The organism is Streptomyces sp. AM25 (genome assembly GCF_058146165.1).
Window position 1 is genome coordinate 41,227 of the sequence record NZ_JBKIWN010000010.1, and the last position, 25,556, is coordinate 66,782.

Annotated in this window: 24 protein-coding genes, 2 tRNA genes and 1 pseudogene; 19 read left to right on the forward strand and 8 right to left on the reverse strand. The window is 70.0% G+C overall.

Translation table 11 applies throughout. From position 1 onward, the window contains the following. Positions 1–3 precede the first annotated feature (3 nt). The 3 genes and pseudogenes from yidD to rpmH all read right to left on the reverse strand — a co-directional run bounded on the left by yidD (position 4) and on the right by rpmH (position 913). Complete coding sequence (gene yidD, locus ACLHRZ_RS15190; RefSeq protein ID WP_451420964.1) at positions 4–321, reverse strand: membrane protein insertion efficiency factor YidD; 318 nt, start codon at positions 319–321, stop codon at positions 4–6. 59 nt (positions 322–380) lie between these two features. Further along, positions 381–749, reverse strand: a pseudogene (gene rnpA, locus ACLHRZ_RS15195) (ribonuclease P protein component); the annotation flags it as partial. 26 nt (positions 750–775) lie between these two features. Further along, positions 776–913: a 50S ribosomal protein L34 gene (gene rpmH, locus ACLHRZ_RS15200; RefSeq protein WP_003949374.1), complete on the reverse strand. Its 138-nt coding sequence runs from the start codon at positions 911–913 to the stop codon at positions 776–778. 433 nt (positions 914–1,346) lie between these two features. Here rpmH and dnaA point away from each other — a divergent pair, with 433 nt between their 5' ends. From dnaA to ACLHRZ_RS15250, 10 genes are all read left to right on the forward strand, one after another. Next, positions 1,347–3,161, forward strand: coding sequence for a chromosomal replication initiator protein DnaA (gene dnaA, locus ACLHRZ_RS15205; RefSeq protein WP_490418951.1), 1,815 nt, complete (start codon positions 1,347–1,349; stop codon positions 3,159–3,161). 848 nt (positions 3,162–4,009) lie between these two features. Then, positions 4,010–5,140, forward strand: a complete 1,131-nt coding sequence (gene dnaN / locus ACLHRZ_RS15210; RefSeq protein WP_490418952.1) for a DNA polymerase III subunit beta — start codon at positions 4,010–4,012, stop codon at positions 5,138–5,140. A 124-nt stretch (positions 5,141–5,264) separates the two neighbouring features. Further along, positions 5,265–6,143 (forward strand): phosphogluconate dehydrogenase (NAD(+)-dependent, decarboxylating), encoded by an 879-nt coding sequence (gnd, locus tag ACLHRZ_RS15215; protein WP_490418953.1) that lies wholly within the window; start codon positions 5,265–5,267, stop codon positions 6,141–6,143. 31 nt (positions 6,144–6,174) lie between these two features. Beyond that, the gene (gene recF, locus ACLHRZ_RS15220) at positions 6,175–7,299 is read left to right on the forward strand and encodes a DNA replication/repair protein RecF (protein WP_490418954.1); all 1,125 of its coding nucleotides are present in this window, start codon (positions 6,175–6,177) and stop codon (positions 7,297–7,299) included. After that, positions 7,296–7,838: a DciA family protein gene (locus ACLHRZ_RS15225; RefSeq protein ID WP_490418955.1), complete on the forward strand. Its 543-nt coding sequence runs from the start codon at positions 7,296–7,298 to the stop codon at positions 7,836–7,838. Before recF ends, ACLHRZ_RS15225 begins: the two co-directional genes overlap by 4 nt. Before the next feature lie 319 nt (positions 7,839–8,157). Continuing rightward, positions 8,158–10,200 carry a DNA topoisomerase (ATP-hydrolyzing) subunit B gene (gyrB, locus tag ACLHRZ_RS15230; protein WP_490418956.1) on the forward strand — a complete coding sequence of 681 codons (2,043 nt, stop codon included), beginning with the start codon at positions 8,158–8,160 and terminating at the stop codon, positions 10,198–10,200. A 44-nt stretch (positions 10,201–10,244) separates the two neighbouring features. After that, the gene (gene gyrA, locus ACLHRZ_RS15235; protein WP_490418957.1) at positions 10,245–12,875 is read left to right on the forward strand and encodes a DNA gyrase subunit A; all 2,631 of its coding nucleotides are present in this window, start codon (positions 10,245–10,247) and stop codon (positions 12,873–12,875) included. A gap of 3 nt (positions 12,876–12,878) precedes the next feature. After that, positions 12,879–13,691 carry a DUF3566 domain-containing protein gene (locus tag ACLHRZ_RS15240; RefSeq protein ID WP_490418958.1) on the forward strand — a complete coding sequence of 271 codons (813 nt, stop codon included), beginning with the start codon at positions 12,879–12,881 and terminating at the stop codon, positions 13,689–13,691. 75 nt (positions 13,692–13,766) lie between these two features. Then, a tRNA-Ile gene (locus ACLHRZ_RS15245) sits at positions 13,767–13,840 on the forward strand. Between the two features lie 170 nt (positions 13,841–14,010). After that, on the forward strand, positions 14,011–14,145 hold the full coding sequence (locus ACLHRZ_RS15250; protein ID WP_003958712.1) for a DLW-39 family protein: 135 nt from the start codon (positions 14,011–14,013) through the stop codon (positions 14,143–14,145). Positions 14,146–14,236: 91 nt separating this feature from the next. On the opposite strand, the gene ACLHRZ_RS15255 is transcribed toward ACLHRZ_RS15250, so the two are convergent. After that, entirely contained in the window at positions 14,237–15,340 is a 1,104-nt protein-coding gene (locus ACLHRZ_RS15255; RefSeq protein ID WP_490418959.1) for a serine/threonine-protein kinase, read from the reverse strand. Between the two features lie 14 nt (positions 15,341–15,354). After that, positions 15,355–15,900: a helix-turn-helix domain-containing protein gene (locus ACLHRZ_RS15260; RefSeq protein ID WP_490418960.1), complete on the reverse strand. Its 546-nt coding sequence runs from the start codon at positions 15,898–15,900 to the stop codon at positions 15,355–15,357. A 118-nt stretch (positions 15,901–16,018) separates the two neighbouring features. Between ACLHRZ_RS15260 and ACLHRZ_RS15265 the strand changes: the two genes are divergently transcribed. Beyond that, positions 16,019–16,091, forward strand: a tRNA-Ala gene (locus ACLHRZ_RS15265). A gap of 67 nt (positions 16,092–16,158) precedes the next feature. Here ACLHRZ_RS15265 and ACLHRZ_RS15270 read toward each other — a convergent pair. Continuing rightward, the gene (locus tag ACLHRZ_RS15270; RefSeq protein ID WP_490418961.1) at positions 16,159–16,878 is read right to left on the reverse strand and encodes a DUF5324 family protein; all 720 of its coding nucleotides are present in this window, start codon (positions 16,876–16,878) and stop codon (positions 16,159–16,161) included. Between the two features lie 227 nt (positions 16,879–17,105). On the opposite strand from ACLHRZ_RS15270, the gene ACLHRZ_RS15275 reads away from it, so the two are divergent. Both ACLHRZ_RS15275 and ACLHRZ_RS15280 read left to right on the forward strand, forming a co-directional pair. Beyond that, a complete protein-coding gene (locus ACLHRZ_RS15275) occupies positions 17,106–17,633 on the forward strand; it encodes a peptidylprolyl isomerase (RefSeq protein ID WP_490418962.1) in 528 nt (175 codons plus the stop codon). Between the two features lie 104 nt (positions 17,634–17,737). After that, entirely contained in the window at positions 17,738–18,601 is an 864-nt protein-coding gene (locus tag ACLHRZ_RS15280; RefSeq protein ID WP_490418963.1) for a rhomboid family intramembrane serine protease, read from the forward strand. Positions 18,602–18,904: 303 nt separating this feature from the next. Here the strand turns inward: ACLHRZ_RS15280 and crgA are convergent, their stop codons facing one another. After that, positions 18,905–19,159, reverse strand: coding sequence for a cell division protein CrgA (crgA, locus tag ACLHRZ_RS15285; RefSeq protein ID WP_490418964.1), 255 nt, complete (start codon positions 19,157–19,159; stop codon positions 18,905–18,907). A 144-nt stretch (positions 19,160–19,303) separates the two neighbouring features. On the opposite strand from crgA, the gene ACLHRZ_RS15290 reads away from it, so the two are divergent. The 6 genes from ACLHRZ_RS15290 (at position 19,304) to ACLHRZ_RS15315 (ending at position 23,433) form a co-directional block, all read left to right on the forward strand. Beyond that, positions 19,304–20,074 carry a DUF881 domain-containing protein gene (locus ACLHRZ_RS15290; RefSeq protein WP_490418965.1) on the forward strand — a complete coding sequence of 257 codons (771 nt, stop codon included), beginning with the start codon at positions 19,304–19,306 and terminating at the stop codon, positions 20,072–20,074. Between the two features lie 19 nt (positions 20,075–20,093). Continuing rightward, positions 20,094–20,873, forward strand: coding sequence for a class E sortase (locus ACLHRZ_RS15295; RefSeq protein ID WP_490418966.1), 780 nt, complete (start codon positions 20,094–20,096; stop codon positions 20,871–20,873). A 97-nt stretch (positions 20,874–20,970) separates the two neighbouring features. Next, positions 20,971–21,180: a hypothetical protein gene (locus ACLHRZ_RS15300; RefSeq protein WP_490418967.1), complete on the forward strand. Its 210-nt coding sequence runs from the start codon at positions 20,971–20,973 to the stop codon at positions 21,178–21,180. Then, positions 21,177–21,815 carry an aminodeoxychorismate/anthranilate synthase component II gene (locus tag ACLHRZ_RS15305; RefSeq protein WP_490418968.1) on the forward strand — a complete coding sequence of 213 codons (639 nt, stop codon included), beginning with the start codon at positions 21,177–21,179 and terminating at the stop codon, positions 21,813–21,815. Before ACLHRZ_RS15300 ends, ACLHRZ_RS15305 begins: the two co-directional genes overlap by 4 nt. Further along, positions 21,812–22,708 (forward strand): class E sortase, encoded by an 897-nt coding sequence (locus ACLHRZ_RS15310; protein ID WP_490418969.1) that lies wholly within the window; start codon positions 21,812–21,814, stop codon positions 22,706–22,708. The genes ACLHRZ_RS15305 and ACLHRZ_RS15310 overlap by 4 nt, the downstream gene beginning before the upstream one ends. Positions 22,709–22,791: 83 nt before the next feature. Continuing rightward, entirely contained in the window at positions 22,792–23,433 is a 642-nt protein-coding gene (locus ACLHRZ_RS15315; protein WP_490418970.1) for a class E sortase, read from the forward strand. A 64-nt stretch (positions 23,434–23,497) separates the two neighbouring features. On the opposite strand, the gene pknB is transcribed toward ACLHRZ_RS15315, so the two are convergent. Continuing rightward, on the reverse strand, positions 23,498–25,531 hold the full coding sequence (gene pknB / locus ACLHRZ_RS15320) for a Stk1 family PASTA domain-containing Ser/Thr kinase (RefSeq protein ID WP_490418971.1): 2,034 nt from the start codon (positions 25,529–25,531) through the stop codon (positions 23,498–23,500). Between the last annotated feature and the right edge of the window lie 25 nt (positions 25,532–25,556).

Sequence of the window (25,556 nt, forward strand, 5' to 3'; positions counted from 1 at the left end):
GAATCAGGCTCCTTGGGCGTTGGGCTGAGTCTCGGGCTGTGCGACGGACCCCGTGGTGGGGTGCCCGCCCAGTCGGCTCCTCAGCCGCTGGTGCCAGACCGGACGCTTCCGGGGAGGGACGTGGTCGACGCCACCGAGCGACCACGGGTTGCAGCGCAGGATGCGCCAGGCCGTCAGCACCGTGCCTTTGACCGCACCATGCCGGTCAATGGCCGTGTAACCGTAGTGCGAGCACGACGGGTAGTACTTGCAGACCGGCCCCAGCAGGGGGCTGATGGTCCACTGGTAAATCTTGATCAACCACAGCAGCGGATACTTCACTGTGCGCTCCCTCCCGGGTGGATTCCGGGGTTCCGGGGGTCTCCCTCCGGGGGATTGCTTCGCGGCGCCCCTCCCAGCAGCCGCTGCAGCGCGGTATCGAGATCGCGGGCCAGCTGGGCGTGGTCCGCCTCGCCCGCGCCGGGCAGGGCTCGCACCACCACCAGGCTACCGGCGGGCAGCTGATCCAGCCGGTCGCGCACGAGATGGCGCAGCCGGCGCTTGACCAGGTTGCGGACGACGGCCCCGCCCACGGCCTTGCTCACGACGAAACCCGCACGCACCGGGGAGGCTGTGCTCCCAGGTGTGTGCGGGTCCGTGGTACCGCTGCGAAGGTGGACGACGAGGAGCGGGCGGCCGGCCCTGCGTCCTCGGCGCATCGCGGTCGCGAAGTCCTCGCGCCGCCTCAGCCGAGACTCGGAAGGCAGCACGTCATTGGACCTTGACGTCAGGCTGCTCAGGCCGACAGGCGGGCGCGACCCTTGCCACGGCGGGACGCGAGGATCGCGCGGCCGGCACGGGTACGCATGCGCAGGCGGAAGCCGTGGGTCTTCGCGCGACGGCGGTTGTTCGGCTGGAAGGTGCGCTTGCTCACTCGGGGGCTCCAGAAATGTGTGATGGCGGGACATCGCCTGGCTGTCACCGTGCGCCCACGAGGAACTCGCAATACGCCCAAGTGCACCGCTTCATGACCTCACCCTCGGGCGTGGTCGTTGCCCATCGGAGGCAGGCGGCAGCAGCCATCGACAACTCGACCTGGTCACGGTACGCGCGGTTACGCCATCCGGTCAAACCGGCAGCGCACCAGGGGTACACCGTAGCCTCCCGCAGGTCCCGTCCGTGCTGGGCACGCAGGGGAGCGGTGCCGGGCGGGGCATGGCACATTTGTGCACACCCTGTGGACAACGACTTGAACCGCGCACCGTGGCCTGACTACCGTGGCTCAACTCCGAATCCTTCCCGCCCGTCCCGAGAACCACACATTCGTGGGACTCCAGGGCGCCCCGCTGACTGAGAGAGCGTGCCCTGTGGCTGACCTGCCCGCCGATCTTGCCGCAGTGTGGCCGCGCGTACTCGAACAGCTCCTGGGCGAGGGCCGTGGCGGCGTGGAGAGCAAGGACGAGCACTGGATCCGGCGCTGCCAGCCCCTGGCCCTGGTCGCCGACACCGCGCTGCTCGCGGTGCCCAACGAGTTCGCCAAGGGCGTCCTGGAGGGCCGGCTGGCCCCGATCGTCGGCGAGACCCTCAGCCGTGAGTGCGGCCGCCCGATCCGGATCGCGATCACCGTCGACGACTCCGCGGGCGCGCTGCCGGAGCCCCGCCCGCAGGAGCACCGCCCCCCGGAGAGCCGGCAGCCGTACGACGGCCGTGAGCCGTACGAGCCCTACGAGGGCCAGGGCGGCGGCTACGGCGTCCGCCAGGCCCCGCAGGACGACCTGCCGAACGTCCGGCCGGCCTACCCCGACTACCAGCAGCCGCGGCCCGAGCCCGGTGCCTGGCCCCGGCACGGCGGCCCCTCGGGCCCGGCCGGGCCCGAGCGGGGCGGCGACTACGGCTGGCAGCAGCCGCGCCTGGGCGGTTTCGCCGAGGCCGAGCGCGACCCGTACGCCTCGCAGCACGGCGACGCCCCGTATCCGCAGCAGTACGAGCAGCAGCCGGACTACCGCTCCGCCGCGCCCGAGCGCCCGGCGTACGAGCCGCAGCGCCGCGAGCTGCCCGACGGCCTCCCCCGGTCCGCACCGGGCGGCGGGGACCGCGGCGAGCGGCCGTCGTCCGGCGGGGCACAGCCCGCGTCGGGCTCCGGCGAGCCGACGGCCCGGCTGAACCCCAAGTACCTCTTCGACACCTTCGTCATCGGCGCGTCCAACCGCTTCGCCCACGCGGCGGCGGTCGCCGTGGCCGAGGCGCCGGCCAAGGCCTACAACCCCCTCTTCATCTACGGGGAGTCGGGCCTCGGCAAGACCCATCTGCTGCACGCCATCGGGCACTACGCGCGCAACCTCTACCCGGGCACGCGGGTGCGCTACGTGAGCTCCGAGGAGTTCACCAACGAGTTCATCAACTCCATCCGCGACGGCAAGGCGGACGCGTTCCGCAAGCGCTACCGCGACATGGACATCCTGCTGGTCGACGACATCCAGTTCCTGGCGAGCAAGGAGTCGACGCAGGAGGAGTTCTTCCACACCTTCAACACCCTGCACAACGCGAACAAGCAGATCGTGCTGTCCTCGGACCGGCCGCCCAAGCAGCTGGTGACCCTGGAGGACCGGCTGCGCAACCGCTTCGAGTGGGGCCTGATCACGGACGTGCAGCCGCCCGAGCTGGAGACGCGGATCGCGATCCTGCGGAAGAAGGCCGTCCAGGAGCAGCTCAACGCCCCGCCGGAGGTCCTGGAGTTCATCGCCTCCCGCATCTCGCGCAACATCCGCGAGCTGGAGGGCGCGCTGATCCGGGTCACCGCCTTCGCCAGCCTCAACCGGCAGCCGGTGGACCTCGGGCTGACCGAGATCGTCCTCAAGGACCTGATCCCCGGCGGCGAGGACGCCTCGCCCGAGATCACCGCGCCGGCCATCATGGCGGCGACGGCCGACTACTTCGGGCACACCGTCGAGGACCTGTGCGGAGCCTCGCGCAGCCGGGTGCTGGTGACGGCCCGGCAGATCGCGATGTACCTGTGCCGTGAGCTGACGGACCTGTCGCTGCCGAAGATCGGTGCGCAGTTCGGCGGCCGCGACCACACGACCGTGATGCACGCGGACCGCAAGATCCGTGCGCTGATGGCCGAACGGCGTTCCATCTACAACCAGGTGACGGAGCTGACGAACCGCATCAAGAACGGCTGAGCACTCGCTCTGAGAGCGCGGAAGGGCGCTCCGGGAGGCCTCCCGGAGCGCCCTTCGCCGTTTCCGGACGGCCCCGGGGGCACGCCGGCGGCGGTCCCGCACCGGGAGCAGTGTTCGAATACAAGCCCCGGACCAGCAGTTCTCCACAGATCGGGCCCCGAACGGCCGTCCACACCCTGGGGACCCGGAAGTTATCCCGAACGTGTCCACAGACCGGGCTGTTGATATGCCATCAGACGAGGTCACGGGGGTGTGGATTTGTGGCCGACGGGGTTCCACAGCCTGTGGACAGCGGGACTGCCCACAGCCTCGCTCCGCGTTGTCCACCGGCAACCCACAGGAGAACCGGTCTTATACACAGCCTTTCCACACTCCTGTCCACTGTTCGGCAACGAAACGCCGGGGATCACCGCACCGAGTGAAAGGCGTCACACCAAGATGCCGGGTTGGCCTGTGGGGAACGTGGGTAAACCTGGGGACACGGCTGGGGAGAAGTGGCCCCCGCCTGTGCACCGGGTGTGCAGAACTTTCCGCAGTCCACAGCGGACCCGGTTTTTCCACTGCCCGCGCCCACAGGCCCGGTGGACAAAAAATCGGTCCTGACCTGGGCAAAGGAAGTTTTCCACGGTTTCCACAGGCCCTACTACTACGACCACAGAGTTCAGCCGGAAAACTCGCTTCGAAGTGGGTCCTGTGCACAACTCGGCCTCGGGCCTCGCCACGCCTCCGACCTCGACTTGACCGCCGACAGCACCAGCTGTCAGCGACGTGCGTCAGACTGGTCTCCGGCAACTCAGCCGACGACGACGCCAGCAGGGCGAGCCAGCAACAAGCAGGAGGCGGTACCGGTGAAGATCCGGGTGGAGCGCGATGTACTCGCGGAGGCAGTGGCCTGGGCGGCTCGCAGCCTCCCGGCCCGTCCGCCGGTGCCGGTCCTCGCGGGCCTGCTGCTGAAGGCGGAGGAGGGCTCGCTGAGCCTCTCCGGTTTCGACTACGAGGTCTCGGCCCGCGTCTCGGTCGAGGCGGACGTGGAGGAGGACGGCACCGTCCTCGTCTCCGGCCGGCTCCTCGCCGACATCTGCCGGGCACTTCCCAACAGGCCTGTGGAGATCTCCACGGACGGCGTGCGCGTCACCGTCGTCTGCGGCTCCTCGCGATTCACACTCCACACCCTGCCTGTGGAGGAGTACCCGGCGCTGCCGCAGATGCCGACCGCGACGGGCACCGTCCCGGCCGAGGTCTTCGCCTCCGCCGTCTCCCAGGTCGCCATCGCCGCCGGCCGTGACGACACGCTGCCCGTGCTCACCGGTGTGCGGATCGAGATCGAGGGCGACACCGTCACGCTGGCCTCCACCGACCGCTACCGCTTCGCGGTCCGCGAGTTCATGTGGAAGCCCGAGACCCCGGACATCTCCGCGGTCGCCCTGGTGCCCGCCAAGACCCTGCTGGACACCGCCAAGTCGCTCAGCAGCGGCGACACGGTGGCGCTGGCGCTGGCCGGCTCCGGAGCGGGCGAGGGCCTGATCGGCTTCGAGGGCGCCGGGCGCCGTACGACGACCCGCCTGCTCGAGGGCGACCTGCCGAAGTACCGCACGCTGTTCCCGACCGAGTTCAACTCCGTCGCCGTGATCGAGACCGCCCCGTTCGTCGAGGCCGTCAAGCGCGTGGCACTCGTCGCCGAGCGGAACACCCCGGTGCGCCTGAGCTTCGAGCAGGGCGTGCTGATCCTGGAGGCCGGCTCCAGCGACGATGCACAGGCTGTGGAGCGGGTCGACGCCCAGCTCGACGGCGACGACATCTCGATCGCCTTCAACCCCGGCTTCCTGCTCGAGGGCCTCTCGGCCATCGACTCCCCGGTGGCCCAGCTGTCCTTCACCACCTCCACCAAGCCGGCGCTGCTGAGCGGCAAGCCGGCGGTCGACGCGGAGGCGGACGACGCGTACAAGTACCTGATCATGCCGGTGCGCCTGTCCGGCTGAGGACGACGACCGAGGGGGTGCGGGCTCTCACCGTTGAGCGCCTGTACCCCACAGGTGTGCACCCGACCCCGGGCGTAGGCTCGTAGAGCAGGTACGCATCGCAATCAAGGCAAGAGGATCACCCATGGAGCTCGGTCTCGTCGGTCTCGGCAAGATGGGCGGCAACATGCGCGAGCGCATCCGCCGCGCAGGCCACACCGTCATCGGATACGACCGCAACCCGGACCTGGCGGACGTCCACAGCCTCAAGGAGCTTGTGGATTCCCTGCAGGGTCCGCGCGTCGTGTGGGTCATGGTCCCGGCCGGCGCCGCCACCCAGTCCACCGTCGACGAGCTCGCCGAGCTGCTCTCCCCCGGCGACGTGGTCGTCGACGGCGGGAACTCCCGCTGGACGGACGACGAGAAGCACGCCGAGGAGCTCGCGGCCAAGGGCATCGGCTTCGTCGACTGCGGCGTCTCGGGCGGCGTCTGGGGCCTGGAGAACGGTTACGCCCTGATGTACGGCGGCGACGCCGAGAACGTGGCGAAGGTCCAGCCGGTCTTCGACGCGCTCAAGCCCGAGGGCGACTTCGGCTCGGTCCACGCGGGCAAGGTCGGCGCCGGCCACTTCGCCAAGATGGTCCACAACGGCATCGAGTACGCGATGATGCAGGCCTACGCCGAGGGCTGGGAGCTGCTGGAGAAGGTCGACTCCGTCACCGACGTGCGCGAGGTCTTCCGCTCCTGGCAGGAGGGCACGGTCATCCGCTCCTGGCTGCTCGACCTGGCCGTCAACGCCCTCAATGAGGACGAGCACCTGGACGGCCTGCGCGGCTTCGCCGCCGACTCCGGCGAGGGCCGCTGGACGGTCGAGGCCGCCATCGACAACGCCGTGCCGCTCCCCGCGATCACGGCCTCCCTCTTCGCGCGGTTCGCCTCGCGCCAGGAGGACTCGCCGCAGATGAAGATGATCGCCGCGCTGCGCAACCAGTTCGGCGGCCACGCGGTCGAGACCAAGAAGTAAGCAACAGCCGGGGGAGGTCGGCTCGCCACTCATGCACGTTTCGCATCTGTCGCTGGCCGACTTCCGCTCGTACGCCCGGGCCGAGGTCCCGCTCGACGCGGGCGTCACGGCCTTCGTGGGCCCCAACGGCCAGGGCAAGACCAATCTCGTCGAGGCCGTCGGCTACCTGGCGACCCTCGGCAGCCACCGGGTCTCCTCCGACGCGCCCCTGGTGCGGATGGGGGCGGACCGGGCGGTCGTCCGCGCCTCGGTCGTCCGGGGCGAGCGGCAGCAGCTGATCGAGCTGGAGCTCAACCCCGGCAAGGCCAACCGGGCCCGCATCAACCGCTCCTCCCAGGTCAGACCGCGCGACGTGCTGGGCATCGTGCGCACGGTCCTGTTCGCGCCCGAGGACCTCGCGCTGATCAAGGGCGACCCGGGCGAGCGCCGCCGCTTCCTGGACGAGCTGATCACGGCCCGGGCCCCGCGCATGGCGGGCGTGCGCTCGGACTACGAGCGCGTGCTCAAGCAGCGCAACACCCTGCTGAAGTCGGCCGCGATGGCCCGCCGCCACGGCGGCCGGCAGCTGGACCTCTCCACCCTCGACATCTGGGACCAGCACCTGGCCCGCGCGGGCGCCGAACTGCTCGCGCAGCGGCTCGACCTGATCACCACGCTGCGCCCGCTGGCCGACAAGGCGTACGAGCAGCTGGCTCCCGGCGGCGGCCCGGTCTCCTTCGACTACCGCGGCCCGGCCGGCATCGAGGACGCGCAGACCCGCGAGGAGCTGTACGAGGCCCTGCTGGCCGCGCTCGCCGAGGCCCGCAAGCAGGAGATCGAGCGCGGCGTGACGCTGGTCGGTCCGCACCGCGACGAGCTGCTGCTCAAGCTCGGCCGGCTGCCCGCCAAGGGCTACGCGAGCCACGGCGAGTCCTGGTCCTACGCGCTGGCGCTGCGCCTGGCCTCGTACGAGCTGCTGCGCTCCGAGGGCGACGAGCCGGTGCTGGTGCTGGACGACGTCTTCGCCGAGCTGGACGCCCGGCGCCGGGAGCGGCTGGCGGAGCTCGTCGCGCCGGGCGAGCAGGTGCTGGTGACGGCCGCTGTGGACGACGACGTGCCGGACGTGCTGGTGGGCGCGCGGTACGCGGTCGCGGAAGGTGCGGTCGAGCGCGTATGAGCGAGCAGTCCCTCCCCGAGCCCGCCGCCCCCAAGCCGCCGGAGCCGTCCGGCGTGGACCTGGCGCGGGTCGCGCTGCGCGCCGCGAAGGAGCAGGCACGGGCGCGCGGCAACGCGGCGCAGCAGAAGAAGCAGGCACGCCGCGGCGGCCTGCGCTCCGGGGCACGCGCCGACGGCCGCGACCCGCTGCCGCTGGGCGCCGCGATCAACCGCCTGATCACCGAGCGCGGCTGGGAGACGCCCGCGGCGGTGGGCGGGGTGATGGGCCGCTGGCCGCAGATCGTGGGCCCGGAGGTGGCCCTGCACTGCGAGCCGCAGAAGTACGACGAGGACGAGCGCGTGCTGACGGTGCAGTGCGACGCGACGGCGTGGGCGACGCAGCTGCGGCTGCTGGCCCCGCAGCTGGTGGCCCGGCTCAACGCGGACCTGGGCCAGGGCACCGTAAAAATGATCAAGGTGCTGGGCCCGGCCGGCCCCGCACGCCGGTACGGCTCGCTGCGGGCCCCCGGCAGCCGCGGCCCGGGCGACACCTACGGGTGATCCGGCGCGGCGGGTTGACCCGTGATGCGCATGATGCGGCGCGCGACTGCGCGCACCGTAGCGGGTGGTTGACATCCGGAAGCGCTGAGTGCCGCTGTGAGCGTCTTGGAGCCCCGGTCGCCGTATAGGGAGTCGGCTGATGCCGGTTCAGGGCGGCACGTGAGGACTCAGGCACCGCCAAACCCCCATTCATGTCGGCGCTACCGGTAGACTGGTGACAATCCCGCCGGCTTGCGGGACTCGTCGACCAACGCAGAACGACGCAGCCGCTCCTGCCTGCCCCGGGCGGGGTCCCCCCGCCGCAGGCGGGGGAAGGCCTGTGCTGTGCCAGAAAGGGCGCTTCGTGGCCGATTCCGGCAACCCCAACGAGAACATCACCCCCTCCGAGGTCGTGGACGCCGAGTCCGGCGCACCCGCCGGAGTGTCGTACGACGCCAGCGCGATCACCGTTCTGGAGGGTCTGGACGCCGTCCGCAAGCGGCCCGGCATGTACATCGGCTCGACCGGTGAGCGTGGTCTGCATCACCTCGTGTACGAGGTCGTCGACAACTCCGTCGACGAGGCCCTGGCCGGGCACGCGGACACCATCGATGTGACGATCCTGCCCGACGGCGGCGTGTGCGTCGTCGACAACGGCCGTGGCATTCCGGTCGACATCGTGCCCTCCGAGGGGAAGCCGGCCGTCGAGGTCGTGCTGACCGTGCTGCACGCGGGCGGCAAGTTCGGCGGCGGCGGCTACGCCGTCTCCGGTGGTCTGCACGGCGTCGGCGTCTCCGTCGTCAACGCCCTGTCGACGCGCGTCGCCGTCGAGGTCAAGCGCGACGGCTTCCGCTGGACCCAGGACTACAAGCTCGGTGCTCCCACCGCCCCGCTGCAGAAGAACGACGCGACGGACGAGACCGGCACCTCGGTCACCTTCTGGGCCGACGGCGACATCTTCGAGACCACCGAGTACTCCTTCGAGACGCTCTCGCGGCGTTTCCAGGAGATGGCGTTCCTGAACAAGGGCCTGACCATCTCGCTGACGGACGAGCGCCCGGACCACGTGGACGAGGAGGGCAAGGCCCTCACCGTCCGGTACCACTACGAGGGCGGCATCTCCGACTTCGTCACGTACCTCAACTCCCGCAAGGGCGAGCTGGTTCACCCCACGGTGATCTCGTTCGAGTCCGAGGACAAGGAGCGGATGCTCTCCCTCGAGGTCGCGATGCAGTGGAACACCCAGTACAGCGAGGGTGTCTACAGCTTCGCGAACACCATCCACACCCACGAGGGCGGTACGCACGAAGAGGGCTTCCGCGCTGCGCTGACGGGTCTGATCAACCGTTACGCCCGGGACAAGAAGCTGCTGCGGGAGAAGGACGACAACCTCACGGGCGACGACATCCGCGAGGGTCTGACGGCGATCATCTCGGTCAAGCTGGGCGAGCCGCAGTTCGAGGGCCAGACCAAGACCAAGCTGGGCAACACGGAGGCCAAGACCTTCGTGCAGAAGGTCGTCCACGAGCAGCTCACGGACTGGCTGGACCGCAACCCCAACGAGTCCGCGGACATCATCCGCAAGTCCATCCAGGCGGCCACCGCCCGGGTGGCGGCCCGCAAGGCGCGTGATCTGACCCGCCGCAAGGGCCTGCTGGAGACGGCGTCGCTGCCGGGCAAGCTCTCGGACTGCCAGTCCAACGACCCGGCCAAGTGCGAGATCTTCATCGTCGAGGGCGACTCCGCCGGCGGTTCGGCCAAGTCCGGCCGCAACCCGGAGTACCAGGCGATCCTCCCGATCCGCGGCAAGATCCTCAACGTCGAGAAGGCGCGGATCGACAAGATCCTGCAGAACACCGAGATCCAGGCGCTGATCTCCGCGTTCGGCACCGGCGTGCACGAGGACTTCGACATCTCGAAGCTCCGCTATCACAAGATCATTCTGATGGCGGACGCCGACGTCGACGGCCAGCACATCAATACCCTGCTGCTGACCTTCCTGTTCCGCTTCATGCGGCCGCTGGTCGAGGCCGGGCACGTCTACCTCTCCCGTCCCCCGCTCTACAAGATCAAGTGGGGCAGGGACGACTTCGAGTACGCCTACTCCGACCGCGAGCGCGACGCGCTGATCCAGCTCGGCCGGGAGAACGGCAAGCGCATCCGCGAGGACTCCATCCAGCGCTTCAAGGGTCTCGGCGAGATGAACGCCGAGGAGCTGCGCGTCACCACCATGGACGTCGACCACCGCGTCCTCGGCCAGGTCACGCTGGACGACGCCGCCCAGGCGGACGACCTGTTCTCGGTGCTGATGGGCGAGGACGTCGAGGCACGGCGCTCGTTCATCCAGCGCAACGCCAAGGACGTCCGCTTCCTCGACATCTGAGTCGGCCGGACAACAGCAGCCGCTCGAAAGGACTTTGAACAGCAATGGCCGACGAGACCTCCCCTGAGGCCCCCGTGACGCCCGACGGCACCACGCCGGAGGGCCAGCCCGCCACCATCGAGGGCGTGGGCATGCGTGTCGAGCCCGTCGGGCTCGAGACGGAGATGCAGCGCTCGTATCTCGACTACGCGATGAGCGTCATCGTCTCGCGTGCGCTCCCCGACGTCCGTGACGGCCTCAAGCCGGTGCACCGCCGCGTGCTCTACGCGATGTACGACGGCGGTTACCGGCCCGAGAAGGGCTTCTACAAGTGCGCCCGCGTCGTCGGTGACGTCATGGGTACGTACCACCCGCACGGTGACGCCTCCATCTACGACGCGCTCGTCCGCCTGGCCCAGCCCTGGGCGATGCGGATGCCGCTGGTCGACTCCAACGGCAACTTCGGTTCCCCGGGCAACGACCCGGCCGCCGCCATGCGGTACACCGAGTGCAAGATGGCGCCGCTGTCGATGGAGATGGTCCGGGACATCGACGAGGAGACCGTCGACTTCCAGGACAACTACGACGGCCGCAACCAGGAGCCGACGGTCCTGCCGTCGCGCATCCCCAACCTGTTGGTGAACGGTTCCGCCGGCATCGCCGTCGGCATGGCCACCAACATCCCGCCGCACAACCTGCGCGAGGTGGCCGAGGGTGCCCAGTGGTACCTGGCCAACCCGGAGGCCACCCCCGAGGAACTGCTCGACGCGCTCGTCGAGCGCATCAAGGGCCCCGACTTCCCGACCGGCGCCCTCGTGGTGGGCCGCAAGGGCATCGAGGAGGCGTACCGCACCGGCCGCGGCTCGATCACCATGCGTGCCGTGGTCCAGGTCGAGGAGATCCACAACCGCCAGTGCCTGGTGGTCACCGAACTCCCCTACCAGGTCAACCCGGACAACCTCGCGCAGAAGATCGCCGACCTGGTGAAGGACGGCCGGATCGGCGGCATCGCCGACGTCCGCGACGAGACCTCGTCCCGTACCGGCCAGCGCCTGGTCATCGTCCTCAAGCGGGACGCGGTCGCCAAGGTCGTCCTCAACAACCTGTACAAGCACACCGATCTGCAGACCAACTTCGGCGCGAACATGCTGGCGCTGGTCGACGGCGTGCCGCGCACCCTGTCGCTGGACGCCTTCATCCGCAACTGGGTCACGCACCAGGTCGAGGTCATCGTCCGGCGCACCCGCTTCCGGCTGCGCAAGGCCGAGGAGCGCGCCCACATCCTGCGCGGTCTGCTCAAGGCGCTCGACGCGATCGACGAGGTCATCGCGCTGATCCGGCGCAGTGACACGGTCGACGTCGCCCGCGAGGGTCTGATGGGCCTGCTGCAGATCGACGAGATCCAGGCGAACGCGATCCTGGAGATGCAGCTGCGCCGGCTGGCCGCCCTGGAGCACCGGAAGATCACCGCGGAGCACGACGAACTCCAGGCGAAGATCAACGAGTACAACGCGATCCTCGCCTCGCCCGAGCGGCAGCGCACGATCATCAGCGAGGAACTCACCGCGATCGTCGAGAAGTTCGGCGAGGACCGGCGCTCCGCGCTGGTGCCCTTCGAAGGCGACATGTCCATCGAGGACCTGATCGCCGAGGAGGACATCGTCGTCACGATCACCCGCAGCGGGTACGTGAAGCGCACCAAGACCGAGGACTACCGCTCGCAGAAGCGCGGCGGCAAGGGCGTGCGCGGCACGAAGCTGCGGGAAGACGACATCGTCGACCACTTCTTCGTCTCCACCACGCACCACTGGCTGCTGTTCTTCACCAACAAGGGCCGCGTCTACCGGGCCAAGGCCTACGAACTCCCGGACGCCGGCCGTGACGCCCGCGGCCAGCACGTGGCCAACCTGCTGGCCTTCCAGCCGGACGAGAAGATCGCCCAGATCCTCGCCGTCCGCGACTACGAGGCCGCGCCGTACCTGGTGCTGGCCACCAAGTCCGGTCTGGTGAAGAAGACTCCGCTGAAGGACTACGACTCGCCCCGCTCCGGCGGCGTCATCGCCATCAACCTCCGCGAGACGGACAGCGGTGCCGAGGACGAACTCATCGGCGCCGAGCTGGTGTCGGCCGAGGACGACCTGCTGCTGGTCAGCAAGAAGGCCCAGTCCATCCGGTTCACCGCGACGGATGAAGCACTGCGCCCGATGGGCCGTGCCACTTCGGGTGTCAAGGGCATGAGCTTCCGCGAGGGTGACGAGCTGCTCTCGATGAACGTCGTGCGTCCGGGCACCTTCGTCTTCACCGCCACCGACGGCGGTTACGCGAAGCGGACCAACGTCGACGAGTACCGCGTCCAGGGCCGCGGCGGCCTGGGCATCAAGGCCGCCAAGATCGTGGAGGACCGCGGTTCGCTGGTCGGCGCCCTGGTGGTCGAGGAGCGCGACGAGATCCTGGCGATCACCCTCGGGGGCGGCGTGATCCGGACCCGGGTCGACGAAGTCCGCGAGACCGGCCGTGACACCATGGGCGTCCAACTGATCAACCTGGGCAAGCGCGATGCCGTCGTCGGCATCGCCCGTAACGCCGAGGCCGGTCGCGAGGCGGACGTCGTCGAGGAGTTGACCGGCACGGACGAGGGCGACGGGTCTGCGGCTGCCGAGGGCGTACAGCCCCCGGCCGAGGACACCGAGGAGTAGTTCGTGAGTCGAGCCACGGGCACCGCGACCGGCGGTGCCGGCGTCAAACGGAGCGGCTCCGCCCGCACCGTCACCGATACCGCAGGCGCCCGTGGCTCGGATTCCGACGGCGAGTCCGGGGCAGTAATCCCCGGCGAGCGCTCCGGGTCGGACGGGAGCAGCGGCACCAGGTCCGCAGGCAGGGGGAGAACCGTGACGGAGACCCGAGGTCCGAAGCCCTATCACCCGCCGAAGGCGTACGAGCCTCCGGCGGACCGTTCCGGACCGGATTCCGCATCGGAATCCGGTCCGAAGTCCGCTGCCGCGGAGAAGGGGGCCCGCGGCGGCAAGGGGGCCGCTGCGGCCCCGAAGACGGCCAAGACGGCCCAGGAGGCCCGGAAGAAGAACGTGCAGGAGCAGCCGGCAGCAGCGGCGGTTCCCGGGCCCCGTACGGCTCCTGCGGCCCCGCGTACGCGCAAGGCCCGGCTGCGGGTGGCCAAGGCCGACCCGTGGTCGGTGATGAAGGTCAGCTTCCTGCTGTCGCTCGCCCTGGGCGTCTGCACCATCGTGGCCGCCGCCGTGCTGTGGACGGTCCTGGACGCCATGGGTGTGTTCTCCGCGGTCGGCGGGACCATCAGCGACGCCACCTCGGGCGAGGGCGGCGGGTTCGACCTGGAGTCGTTCCTGTCGCTGCCGCACGTGCTGCTCTTCACGTCCGTCATCGCGGTCATCGACGTGGTGCTGGCGACCGCCCTGGCGACGCTGGGAGCGTTCGTCTACAACCTCTCCGCCGGTTTCACTGGCGGTGTGGAGCTGACCCTGGCGGAGGACGAATAGCGGCTTCAGGGGCCCGGCCAGGCACGATTTTGGTACCGGGCCCCAAGTGCGCTAATCTTTCGGTGCAGCCAGCGAGGGGCTATAGCTCAGACGGTTAGAGCGCTTCCCTGATAAGGAAGAGGCCACAGGTTCAAGTCCTGTTAGCCCCACCGGCACGATCGGCCCGGACGGAATTCTCCGTCCGGGCCGATCGCTTTTGGGGAGTTGGCGCCGGGGGCGAGGTGACGGACGACCGGATCAGGTCACCGATCGGTATCGGCCGGTGTGTATCATCGGCGACCAGAGGTCCCCTTACGTCAAGGAAAGACGAGGTCGCGCGGTGAAGAAGCTGCTCCTGGTCGCACTGGCCGCCATCGGCGGGCTCCTCGTGTACCGGCAGATCCAGGCGGATCGCGCCGAGCAGGATCTGTGGACGGAGGCGACCGACTCCGTGCCCGCAGGTTCGGGTGTGTGAGCCGCAACACGTACTGGAGCGGGGCCCCGGCTGTTGACCAGCCGGGGCCCCGCTTTTTTGCTCCTGCAAATAAAATGATTGCGATAGTGAACTAGCTCGCCCGGAGCGCCCACACGCCGAGCGCCAGGCACAGCAGCGCCACGATCAGCACCGGAACCACCACCTTCGCGGGCGGCCCCGGACGGGCGGACGGCACCTCGTAGGGCCGCGTGGGCGGGTAGGCGGGCCGGGGCGGGGCGAGGACGAAGTCGGCAGGTTCCGCGGGGGGTTCCGCTTCCGCCTCCGGTTCCGTCCGCGGCTCGGGGCCGTCCGGGCCGAACCCCGGCGGCAGCGGGCCGAGCTGGTCGAAGACCTCGATCCGCTCCCCGGCGCCCTGCGCGCCCTGTTCGTCGGCCGGCTCCCCCAGCAGCTCGACGGCGGCCGCCAGGGCCTTGCGCGCCCCCATGGCCGTACGGAACCGGATGGCCGGATCGGGCTGCAGCAGATGCGCCACGACGTCCCACAGCGGCGCGGGAACCTCGTCCGGCGCGTTCGGCACACCGTGTTTCCCGAATCGCTCCACGAGCGCCTCGGCATCGGGTTTGCGGCCCGTGAGCAGATAGAGCGCCACCAGTCCCACGGCGAAGAGATCGGCGGGGAAGTCCGGTTCCTCGCCCAGCATTTGCTCGGGCGCGAAGTAACCGGGGGTCCCCATCACCAAGTTGGTGTCCGTCAGCCGCGGTTCGCCCTTGCGCATGGCGATGCCGAAATCGGAGAGCCGCAAATGCGGGCGGCCCGTTCCGGTGGCCTCCAGGAGGAGATTGGCGGGCTTGATGTCCCGGTGCACCACGTCCTCCGCGTGCACCGCGGCGAGCCCGGACAGCAGCTGGTCGAGCAGGACGCACACGAAATGCGGCGGCAAGGGGCCGTAGTCGCCGATGAGATGGGCCAGCGAGCCCCCGCTCACCACGTCCATGGTGAACAGCACCTTGTCGTCGTCGGCGGCCCAGCTCATGGGGGCCAGGACGTGGGGGTGGTCGATGCGCAGCGCCTGCTCGCGGACGAATCTCATCAGTGTGTGGGCGTCGCTCTGCTGCAGCACCTTGGCGGCCACGTAGCGCCGCCGGCGGCGGTCCCAGGCACGCCAGACCTCCCCCGCCCCGCCGCGCCCGATCGGGTCCACCAGCTCGTAGCGCCCGGCGAAGACCTCACCCATCGGTCGCGGCGCGGTCAGCTCTGGTGCGCCTCGTAGTGGGCGACCGCCTCGGCGGTCCGGCCGGCCCCGTACACCCGCAGGAATTCGGCCAGTTCGGGGTGGGCGGGGCCGAGGGTGTCGGCGGCGGCGATGATGTCCCCCGCGCCCGCCACCGAGCGCAGCAGCGACTGGATCTCGCGGACCACGCGGCGCACGGTCGGCGCACCGCTGCTGGCCGTCGTCTGCGTGGAGTTGAGCACCGAACCCCCCGAGCTCCGCTTGACCTCCTCCATCCGCTCGGCGGCCTCGGCGGCGCTCACGCTGCCGTCGGCGACCTGGCTGGAGAGCTCCTGCAGCGCCTGCACCCGCTGCACCACCGCGGGGTTGCCGATCTTTGCTCGCTGACCGCTCATCAACTGCGAGAGCATGGGCGCCGAAAGACCCAGGACGGAGGCGAGACGGGCCTGGTTGAGACCGAGGTCGTCGATGAGACGGCGGAACAGTGCCCCCAGAGGCTCCCCGTACCAGCTCCGCTGCAGCTCTCGTGCGCGGGCGGTGGCTTCCTGCTGTGCTGCGTCCATCTCGCTCTCCCCTTCGCTTCGCTGCCGCGAATCTTGCGGTGCATCCTACGGAGAGTGGTGGGTCCCGGCGATACCCGGTCGGGAAACACCCCGGGCACCAGGTAGTCTGTTCCCGGACGGGGCCTTAGCTCAGTTGGTAGAGCGCTGTCTTTGCATGGCAGATGTCAGGGGTTCGACTCCCCTAGGCTCCACATCGAAAACCCCTCCGACCAGCAAGAACGCTGTCGGAGGGGTTTCTTCGTGTGTGCGGGAGCGGCGTCAGGGCCGGTCGTTGTCCCCCTCGGGAGAGGCCTCCGTGTCGGCGCGGTCCTGCTTGGCCTGGACCTCCGGGTCGAGGGCCGAGCGGTCCGGGGCGCTGCCGTCGACGGAGGAGAGCGGGGCGCGGTCGGCGACCTCGGTGGGCTCCGGGGGTTCGACGAGCCAGTCCGGGTTGGCCTGCTTGTCCCACCACTTCCAGGCGGCGACGGCACCGCCCGCGAGGAGGCCCAGCAGGGCGAGGCGCCTGACCGCCCGGCCGGTGCGGCAGCGGCGGCTCTTGCGCTTGACGAGCTCGTCGATCTCCTCGGCCGTCACCTGTCCGCGCAGTGCGGCGAGGGCGGCGGCGCTGCGGGAGACCGCCTCCTCCCGGACCGGCTCGGCGGCGGCGCGGGCCTGCGCGACCTTGGGCCCCGCGTACTCGGCGGCCTGCCGCGCGGCTTTGCGGGTCTGCTCCGCGGCGCGCACGGCGGCGGCGTCCACCTTCGGCGGGAGGGTGCCGCGGGCGTGCTCGATGCGGGGATGGAGGTGCGTGTCGTACTGCGCGCGGGCCTGGTGCGCCGCGTCGGCGACCTTGGGCGCGAGCCGCGTCCGGGTCTCGTGCGCGTAGTGCACGGCGGCGTCCCGCGCCGTGCCTGCGTAGGGCGCCACCACTTCCGCGGCGTGGCGCACGCTGTCCTTGGCCGTGCTGGTCGCGGCGCGCACGCTGTCCTTGCGGGTCACGAGAACCTCCTCCTCGGTGGCGTATGGTTTGTCGCCTTTCCACCCGTTGGAAAATCATGCCCGGCGGCGGGCGGTCCGGCACGTGCGAGCGGGCATCCGGGTCAAGTGGGGGAGCTTCGGTCGACAATGCCATGGTTCGCCGCCGCGCGCGGGGCTTTGTGGCTACTGCCGCGGACCCGTCCGTGCGAGGATCGGTAGCCGTCAGTGAACACTATGGAAGGTAGATCGTGGCTGAGCAGCTCTACGCCACCCTGAAGACCAACCAGGGCGACATCGAGATCCGGCTCCTCCCGGACCACGCCCCGAAGACGGTCAAGAACTTCGTCGAGCTCGCCAAGGGCGAGCGCGAGTGGGTCAACCCGGAGACGGGCGCCAAGACCACGGACAAGCTGTACGACGGCACGATCTTCCACCGTGTCATCGAGGGCTTCATGATCCAGGGCGGTGACCCGCTGGGCAACGGCACCGGCGGTCCCGGCTACAAGTTCGGTGACGAGTGCCACCCGGACCTCGCCTTCACCAAGCCGTACCTGCTGGCCATGGCCAACGCCGGTCCGGGCACCAACGGTTCGCAGTTCTTCATCACCGTGTCCCCGACCACGTGGCTGACCGGCAAGCACACCATCTTCGGCGAGGTCAGCAACGACGCGTCGCAGAAGGTCGTGGACGCCATCGCGACGGCCCAGACGAACCCGCGCACCGACCGCCCGGTGAACGACGTTCGCATCGAGTCCGTGGTGATCGAGACCCGCTGACCCACGGGAACCCGGAGCCCCGCCCGTCCGTATGACGGGCGGGGCCGTGTTGTCCGCAAGGTGCCCGCCGAGGGGCCTGCTGAGGGGCCTGCCAAGGGGAGATCATGAACGATCAGGCCGTCTGCTGCTATCGGCATCCGGACCGGGAGACGGGCATCCGCTGCACCCGGTGCGAGCGGCCGATCTGCCCGGAGTGCATGGTCAGCGCCTCGGTCGGCTTCCAGTGCCCGGAGTGCGTGAGCAGCGGGTCCGGCACGGGCCACGACCCGCGGGCGTCCGCGGCGCGCACCATAGCGGGGGCCACCGTGCACGGCTCGGACCCGCGCCTGGTGACCAAGGTCCTGCTGGGGCTCAACGTGGCCGTCTGGATCGCGGTCATGGCCACGGGCAACGGGCTCCTGGACAAGCTGGAGCTGTTCGGCAGGGCGACGACCACGGGTTACGGCCCGCTGGAGGGCGTCGCCGAGGGCGAGTGGTACCGGCTGCTGACGGCGGTGTTCCTGCACCAGCAGCTGATGCACATCGCCTTCAACATGCTCTCGCTCTGGTGGCTCGGCCCGCCGCTGGAGGCGGCGCTGGGCCGGCTGCGCTACACGGCGCTCTACCTGCTGTCCGGACTCGGCGGCAGCGCGCTGACCTATCTCCTCGCCGACCCCCGCCAGCCGTCGCTCGGTGCCTCCGGCGCCATCTTCGGCCTGCTGGGCGCCACGGCGGTGCTGCTGCGCCGGCTCAAGTACGACATGCGCCCGGTGATCGCACTGCTCGTGCTCAACCTGATCTTCACGTTCACCTGGGCCAACATCGCCTGGCAGGCCCACGTGGGCGGTCTCGTGGTGGGCACGGCGGTGGCGTACGGGATGGTGCACGCGCCCCGCGGGAAGCGGGTGCTCGTCCAGCAGCTCACCTGCGCCGCGGCCCTGGCCGCCATCGCCGTGGTGGTGTTCGTGCGGACGCTCCAGCTGACCTAGCCGGGGCCCCGCCGGGGGCCGTCAGGGGCCCATCACCCACACCGGTGGCTGCACAGGTTGTCCACAACGGGTGCCGGATCTTGTGCACCCGGTGGGGAACATCCGTTCCCCACTTTCCCGGCCCTTCTGAGCTGCGTTTCTGCTGGAAGACGCCGGTACGCCCATGGATACGCAGAGCTCGCACCCGGTCACACCGGCGTCAACATCAGGGAAGTTATCCACAGATCTTCTGAGTTTTCCCCACTGTGGACGAGGGTGTGGATAACTCACGGGAAGGCTTGGGGGAAAGCTTGACGGAGAGCGTTACTTCCACTGGGTGGAGACGACGAACCCCGCGGCGATGAAACCGAAGCCGACCACGATGTTCCAGTTGTGCAGCGCCTGGACGGGCATGTCGCCGCCCGTCACGTAGAAGACGACGATCCAGGCCAGGCCGATCAGGAACATCGCCAGCATCAGCGGTGCCACCCAGCGGCGCCCGGCGTTCAGCCTGATGGCCTGCTGCTTCACGGGCGGCGGTGTGAAGTCGTCTTTCTTGCGGATCCGTGACTTCGGCACGAGGAACTCTCCTGTCGATGCGCTGCGTGACCGCGCTGGGCTTCGGGCTGGGTCCGTCCGGGACGGCGGGCCGGGGCAGCGGCTGCCGCCCCCGGGCGTCCGTTAGCGTAGTGCTTCCGCGGCGTCGGAGAGGATAAGGGTACGTTGAGCAATTCTGCCGACTCCACCGGTACACCTGTCCGGCGGTTCCGCTTCCGCCCGGTGCGCCTGCTGACGGCCGCCGTTTTCGCCCTCGCCGGACTCATCTTCTGGACGAGCTTCAACACGGCCAAGGGCACCAATCTCCGCACCGACTCCTCCATGCTGCGGCTGTCCGACCTCATCCAGGAGCGCAGCCACAACAACGGCGCCCTGGAGGAGGGCGCCGCCGCGGCCCGCGCCGAGGTGGACGCCCTCGCGCGGCGCGACAACGGCAACAGCGCCGAGCAGGACAAGCAGCTCACCGCCCTGGAGCAGGCGGCGGGCACCCGGCCGCTGTCCGGCCAGGCCCTGACCGTCACCCTCACCGACGCCCCGCCGAACGCCACCGCGAAGATCCCCGGCGTCCCGGCGCCCCAGCCCAACGACCTCGTCATCCACCAGCAGGACCTCCAGGCCGTCGTCAACGCCCTGTGGCAGGGCGGGGCCAGGGGCATCGAGGTGATGGACCAGCGGCTGATCTCCACGAGCGCCGTCCGCTGCGTCGGCAACACCCTGATCCTCCAGGGCCGCGTCTACTCCCCGCCGTACAAGATCACCGCTGTTGGTGACCGGGGAGCGCTCAAGAAGGCCCTGGACGCCTCTCCCGCGATCCAGAACTACCTCCAGTACGTCGTCGCCTACGGCCTCGGCTGGAAGGTCGAGCAGCGCGAGGCCGTGACTCTTCCGGGGTACTCGGGCACAGTGGATCTCCACTACGCCAAGCCCGTGGGGTGACCCGGGAGGGGGCCGGCCGGTGAGGTTACGACTCGTCGTCCGTACGCTCAGCGAACTGTGCCTGACCATCGGCACGTTGATCGTCCTCTTCGTCGTCTATGTCCTGTACTGGACCGGTGTCCGGGCGGACCACGCCATGGGCGGCGAGATCGGCCGGCTGCACGAGCAGTGGTCCGCGGGGTCCGGCGCCCGGCCCGCGGCCCCCTCGCCTCCGGCGGGGACGGCGGGAACGGCAGAGACGCCGCAGGACGGGCCGTCACCGCAGCCGCGCAGCGGTGCAGCGGGGCAACCGGGGGCGCAGGAGCGCCGGTCCGCGCCGCAGGCGTACCGGGACGGCGCCCCCTTCGCCGTGATGTACATCCCCCGCTTCGGCTCCGGCTGGGCCAAGCCCGTCCTCCAGGGCACCGGGACCGAGCTGCTGAAGAAGGGCCTCGGCCACTACGACCGCACCGCCGGGCTCGGCGCCGCCGGCAACTTCGCGGTCGCCGGGCACCGCCGCACGTACGGCGACCCGTTCAAGGACTTCCCCGAACTGCGGCCCGGCGACGCCGTGGTGCTCACCGACGGGGCCACCTGGTACACCTACCGCCTCGACACCCGGCCGTACACGACGCTCCCCGACGACACCGCCGTCGTCGACCCTGTCCCCGCCCACTCCGGCTACCGGGGCCCCGGCCGCTATCTGACGCTCACGACCTGCGAACCGGAGTGGGGCCACAGCCACCGGCTGATCGTGTGGGGGCACTTGGAGGACACCCGGCCGGTGGAGGAAGGCGAGCCGAAGGCTTTGCCCGGCTGACCCCCGCGGCCGGGGTGCCTCACCGTAGGCTGGTGCCGCAATGCAGTAATGCAGTCAAACGACACCGTCATCTCCGTCATCGGCAAGTAGGGACAGCATGTACGCGTTCATCTGGCGTCATCTGCCGGGCAACGCATGGGTGAAGGCGCTGATCTCGCTCGTGCTCGTGCTGGCGATCGTCTACGTCCTGTTCCAGTACGTCTTTCCCTGGGCGGAACCGCTGCTGCCGTTCAACGACGTGACGGTCGACAACGGCATGCCGGCCGGTGCGACAGTGCCCGGCGGCGGAACGGCAGTGGCACTGTGAGCGCACGCATCCTCGTCGTGGACAACTACGACAGCTTCGTCTTCAACATCGTCCAGTACCTCTACCAGCTCGGTGCCGAGTGCGAGGTGCGCCGCAACGACGAGGTCGAGCCGGCGCACGCTCAGGACGGCTTCGACGGTGTCCTGCTCTCGCCCGGGCCCGGTGCGCCCGAACAGGCCGGTGTCTGTATCGACATGGTCCGCCACTGCGCCGCGACGAACGTCCCGGTCTTCGGCGTGTGCCTGGGCATGCAGTCGATGGCCGCCGCCTACGGCGGAGTCGTCGACCGCGCCCCCGAGCTGCTGCACGGCAAGACCTCCCTGGTGACCCACGAGGGCGCCGGCGTCTTCCAGGGCCTGCCCTCGCCGTTCACGGCCACGCGCTACCACTCCCTCGCGGTCGAGCGGGACGGCTGGCCGGACGAGCTGGAGATCACCGCCTGGACGGAGACGGGCATCGTGATGGGCCTGCGCCACCGCGACCTGCCGGTCGAGGGCGTGCAGTTCCACCCCGAGTCGGTGCTCACCGAGTGGGGCCACCGCATGCTCGCCAACTGGCTGGCCGAGTGCGGCGACGCGGGAGCGGTGGAGCGGTCCGCCGGGCTCGCTCCGGTGGTGGGCAAGGCCGGGGCGTGACCACGCTCCGGCCCGAGCAGAACGCCCGGCCGGCGCCGACGCAGACGCACTACGGCTCCTACAACCCCGAGGCGCGCGCCGCCGCCTTCCCTCCGCTGCCGCCGGAGGACGACGCCACCCTGCAGCTGCGCCGGGTCGAACCGGCGCCGCCGCCCGGCGGGCGGGCAGAGCGGCGCAAGGCCGCGAAACGCGGCGCCGCGCGGGCACGCCGGGAGAGCGCGGGCGTGTTCCTGAGCCGCCTGCTGGGCGAGGCGTTCATCACCCTCGGCGTGGTGATGCTGCTGTTCGTCGCCTACCAGCTGTGGTGGACGAACGTCATCGCCCACAGCCAGGCCGGCGGCGCCGCCAAGTCCCTCCAGCACACCTGGGACAAGGGCGGTGGCGCGGACCGGGACGCCGGGGCGTTCTCCCCCGGCGAGGGCTTCGCGATCATCTACATCCCCGCGCTGGACGTGAAGGCCCCCATCGCCCAGGGCATCGACAAGCACCGGATCCTCGACAAGGGCATGGTCGGGCACTACGCCGAGGGCTCGCTGAAGACCGCCATGCCGTGGGACCGGCAGGGCAACTTCGCGCTGGCCGGGCACCGCAACACCCATGGCGAGCCGTTCCGTTACGTCAACAGGCTGAAGCCCGGTGACAAGATCGTTGTGGAGACCCGGAGCACGTTCTACACGTATGAGATGACGAGCCGCCTGGACCAGACCTCCCCGGCGAACGTGCGGGTCATCGACCCCGTCCCGGCGGGATCCGGTTTCACCGGGCCCGGCCGCTACATCACGCTGACCACCTGCACCCCCGAGTTCACCAGTACGTACCGGCTGATCGTGTGGGGCAAGATGGTCGACGAGCGGCCCCGGAGCAAGGGCAAGCCGGACGCGCTCGTCGAGTGAGACGCGCAGGAACAGCGAAGCGGGGTACGAACGCGGTGGCAGGGACCCGGATACGAGGGCGCATCGCCGCCACCGTCAGCGTCATGGGGGAGCTGCTGATCACCGCGGGGGTGATCATGGCGCTCTTCGTCGTCTACTCGCTGTGGTGGACGAACGTGCTCGCCGACCGCGAGGCCAAGCGCCAGGGCAGCCAGGTGCGCGACCACTGGGCCCGGCAGCCGGCCGGACCGGGTGCGCTCGACACCAAGGACGGCATCGGCTTCCTGCACGTCCCGTCCATGCGCAACGGCGAGGTGCTGGTCAAGCAGGGCACCGGCACCGACGTCCTGAACGAGGGCGTCGCCGGCTACTACGAGGACCCGGTGAAGTCCGGGATGCCGTGGGACAAGGAGGGCAACTTCACCCTCGCCGCGCACCGGGACGGGCACGGGGCGAAGTTCCACAACATCGACAAGATCAAGAACGGCGACGCGGTCGTCTTCGAGACGCGCGACACCTGGTACGTCTACAAGGTCTTCGCGGAGCTGACGCAGACCTCGCGGTTCAACACGGGCGTCCTGGACTTCGTCCCCAAGCAGTCCGGCAGGACGAAGCCCGGCCGCTATCTGACCCTGACGACCTGCACGCCGGTCTACACCTCCGACTACCGCTACGTCGTCTGGGCGCAGCTGGAGCGCACGGAGAAGGTCGATGCCGGGCGAACCCTGCCGAAGGAGCTGCGGTAGCCGCAGCGGGCAGCACAGAGCCCCGGTGCCCTCGTCCTGAGGGAACCGGGGCTCCGGTGTTGCGTCAGTGCTTCCGGCCGCCGATCAGGCCGCCGAAGAAGCCGCCGTCCTGGCCGCCGTTCTGACCCCCGGGCTGGCCCGTGGAGTTGTCGCCGCCGGGGTTGCCCGTGCCCGCGGTGGTCAGGTTGACGGGCGTGTTCTTGTCGACCTGGGTGCCGACGCCCGGCTGGGCGAGGACGACCATGGCGTTGTCGTCCTGCGGGCCGGAGACGCTGCCGACCGCCAGGCCCGCGTCCGTCAGACCCTTCTTGGCGTCCTTGAGCTTCTGGCCGACGACGTTGGGCACGGCGACCTTGGCCGCACCCTTCGAGACGAACAGGGTGACCGTCGAGTTCGGCTTGGCGGAGGTGTTGCCGCCGGGGCTCTGCCGGGTGACGGTGTTGGCCGGCTTGTCGGAGTCCTCGTCCTGCCGCTGCACCTGGAAGCCCAGGTCCTGCAGCTGCTTAGCCGCCTGGTCGTAGGGCTGCCCGGTCACGTCCGGCACGGTCCTGGACGCCGCCGGCGCGGCGATCGTCAGCGTGATCTCCGCACCCTTGTCGGCCTTGGAGCCGGCCTTCGGGTCCTGGGCGAGGACGGTGTTCGGCGTCCGGTCGGACTCCTGCTGCTTCTGCTTGACCGTGAAGCCCTTGTCCTCGAGCGTGGACTTGGCCTCGTCGAAGCTCGCGCCCAGCACGTCCGGGACGCTGATCTTCTCCTGGCCCGTGGACACCACGACCTTGACGTTGCTGCCCTTGTCCACCTTGGTGCCGGCCTGCGGGTCCTGCTCGCAGATCTTGCCCTTGTCCTGGTTGCAGGGCTTCGTGTCGCCCTGGACGACCTTGAAGTCCCCGTTGTCGCCCATCTTCTGGGCGTCCGCCAGCGTCTGGCCGACCAGGGTCGGCACCGTGACCTGGCCGTTGTTCGAGCTGCCGCTGAAGAGCGACTTGCCGATGAAGATGGCGCCGACGAGCACCAGGATGCCCGCGACGACCAGCAGGATCGTCGACAGGTTGCTCTTCTTGCCGCCGCCCCGGCGGCCGCGGCCGGAGCCGTCGTCGTAGCCGCCGTAGCCCCCGCCGTGGTCGCTCACCGGCGGCAGCATGGACGTCTGCCCGGCGGCGCCGTGGTCCTGCGGGCGCAGCATGGTGGTCGGCTGCTCGTCGCCGTAGCCGCCCGCGCCGACGCCCATGGCGCCGAGGGCGGCGGTGGCCGCCACGGGCTGGCCCTCCAGGGCCGCCTCGATGTCGGCCCGCATCTCGTCGGCGGACTGGTAGCGGTAGTCCGGGTCCTTGGTCAGCGCCTTGAGGACGATGGCGTCCATCTCGGGCGTGATCTCGGGGTCGTACGTGCTCGGCGGGTTCGGCTCCTCCCGCACGTGCTGGTAGGCGACGGCCACGGGGGAGTCGCCGACGAACGGCGGCCGGACCGTGAGCAGTTCGTAGAGCAGGCAGCCCGTCGAGTAGAGGTCGGACCGCGCGTCGACCTGCTCGCCCTTGGCCTGCTCGGGCGAGAGGTACTGGGCGGTGCCGATGACGGCCGCGGTCTGCGTCATGGTCATGCCGGCATCGCCCATCGCACGGGCGATGCCGAAGTCCATGACCTTGACCTGGCCGTTGCGGGTCAGCATGACGTTGGCGGGCTTGATGTCCCGGTGGACGATGCCGGCGCGGTGCGAGTACTCCAGCGCCTGCAGCACGCCGATCGTCATCTCCAGCGAGCGCTCGGGCAGCAGCTTGCGCCCGGAGTGCAGCAGCTCGCGGAGGGTGGACCCGTCCACGTACTCCATGACGATGTACGGGATCGAGACCCCGTCCACGTAGTCCTCGCCGGTGTCGTAGACGGCGACGATCGACGGGTGGTTGAGCGAGGCGGCCGACTGGGCCTCACGGCGGAACCGGGCCTGGAAGGACGGATCGCGGGCCAGGTCCACCCGCAGCGTCTTCACGGCGACGGTGCGGCCGAGCCGGGTGTCGTGTGCGAGGTACACCTCGGCCATGCCACCACGGCCGAGCACCGAGCCCAGCTCGTACCGGCCGCCGAGGCGACGCGGCTCTTCCATAGCTCCAGCCCTTCCGTTTTCCTGA

Excerpts from the sequence above, each read along its gene's own strand:
- gnd (WP_490418953.1), top strand. The coding sequence starts at position 5,265 with ATGGAGCTCGGTCTCGTCGGTCTCGGCAAGATGGGCGGCAACATGCGC.
- recF (WP_490418954.1), top strand. The coding sequence starts at position 6,175 with ATGCACGTTTCGCATCTGTCGCTGGCCGACTTCCGCTCGTACGCCCGG.
- ACLHRZ_RS15225 (WP_490418955.1), top strand. The coding sequence starts at position 7,296 with ATGAGCGAGCAGTCCCTCCCCGAGCCCGCCGCCCCCAAGCCGCCGGAG.
- gyrA (WP_490418957.1), top strand. The coding sequence starts at position 10,245 with ATGGCCGACGAGACCTCCCCTGAGGCCCCCGTGACGCCCGACGGCACC.
- ACLHRZ_RS15255 (WP_490418959.1), bottom strand. The coding sequence starts at position 15,340 with ATGGGTGAGGTCTTCGCCGGGCGCTACGAGCTGGTGGACCCGATCGGG.
- ACLHRZ_RS15260 (WP_490418960.1), bottom strand. The coding sequence starts at position 15,900 with ATGGACGCAGCACAGCAGGAAGCCACCGCCCGCGCACGAGAGCTGCAG.
- ACLHRZ_RS15280 (WP_490418963.1), top strand. The coding sequence starts at position 17,738 with ATGAACGATCAGGCCGTCTGCTGCTATCGGCATCCGGACCGGGAGACG.
- ACLHRZ_RS15300 (WP_490418967.1), top strand. The coding sequence starts at position 20,971 with ATGTACGCGTTCATCTGGCGTCATCTGCCGGGCAACGCATGGGTGAAG.
- ACLHRZ_RS15315 (WP_490418970.1), top strand. The coding sequence starts at position 22,792 with ATGGGGGAGCTGCTGATCACCGCGGGGGTGATCATGGCGCTCTTCGTC.
- pknB (WP_490418971.1), bottom strand. The coding sequence starts at position 25,531 with ATGGAAGAGCCGCGTCGCCTCGGCGGCCGGTACGAGCTGGGCTCGGTG.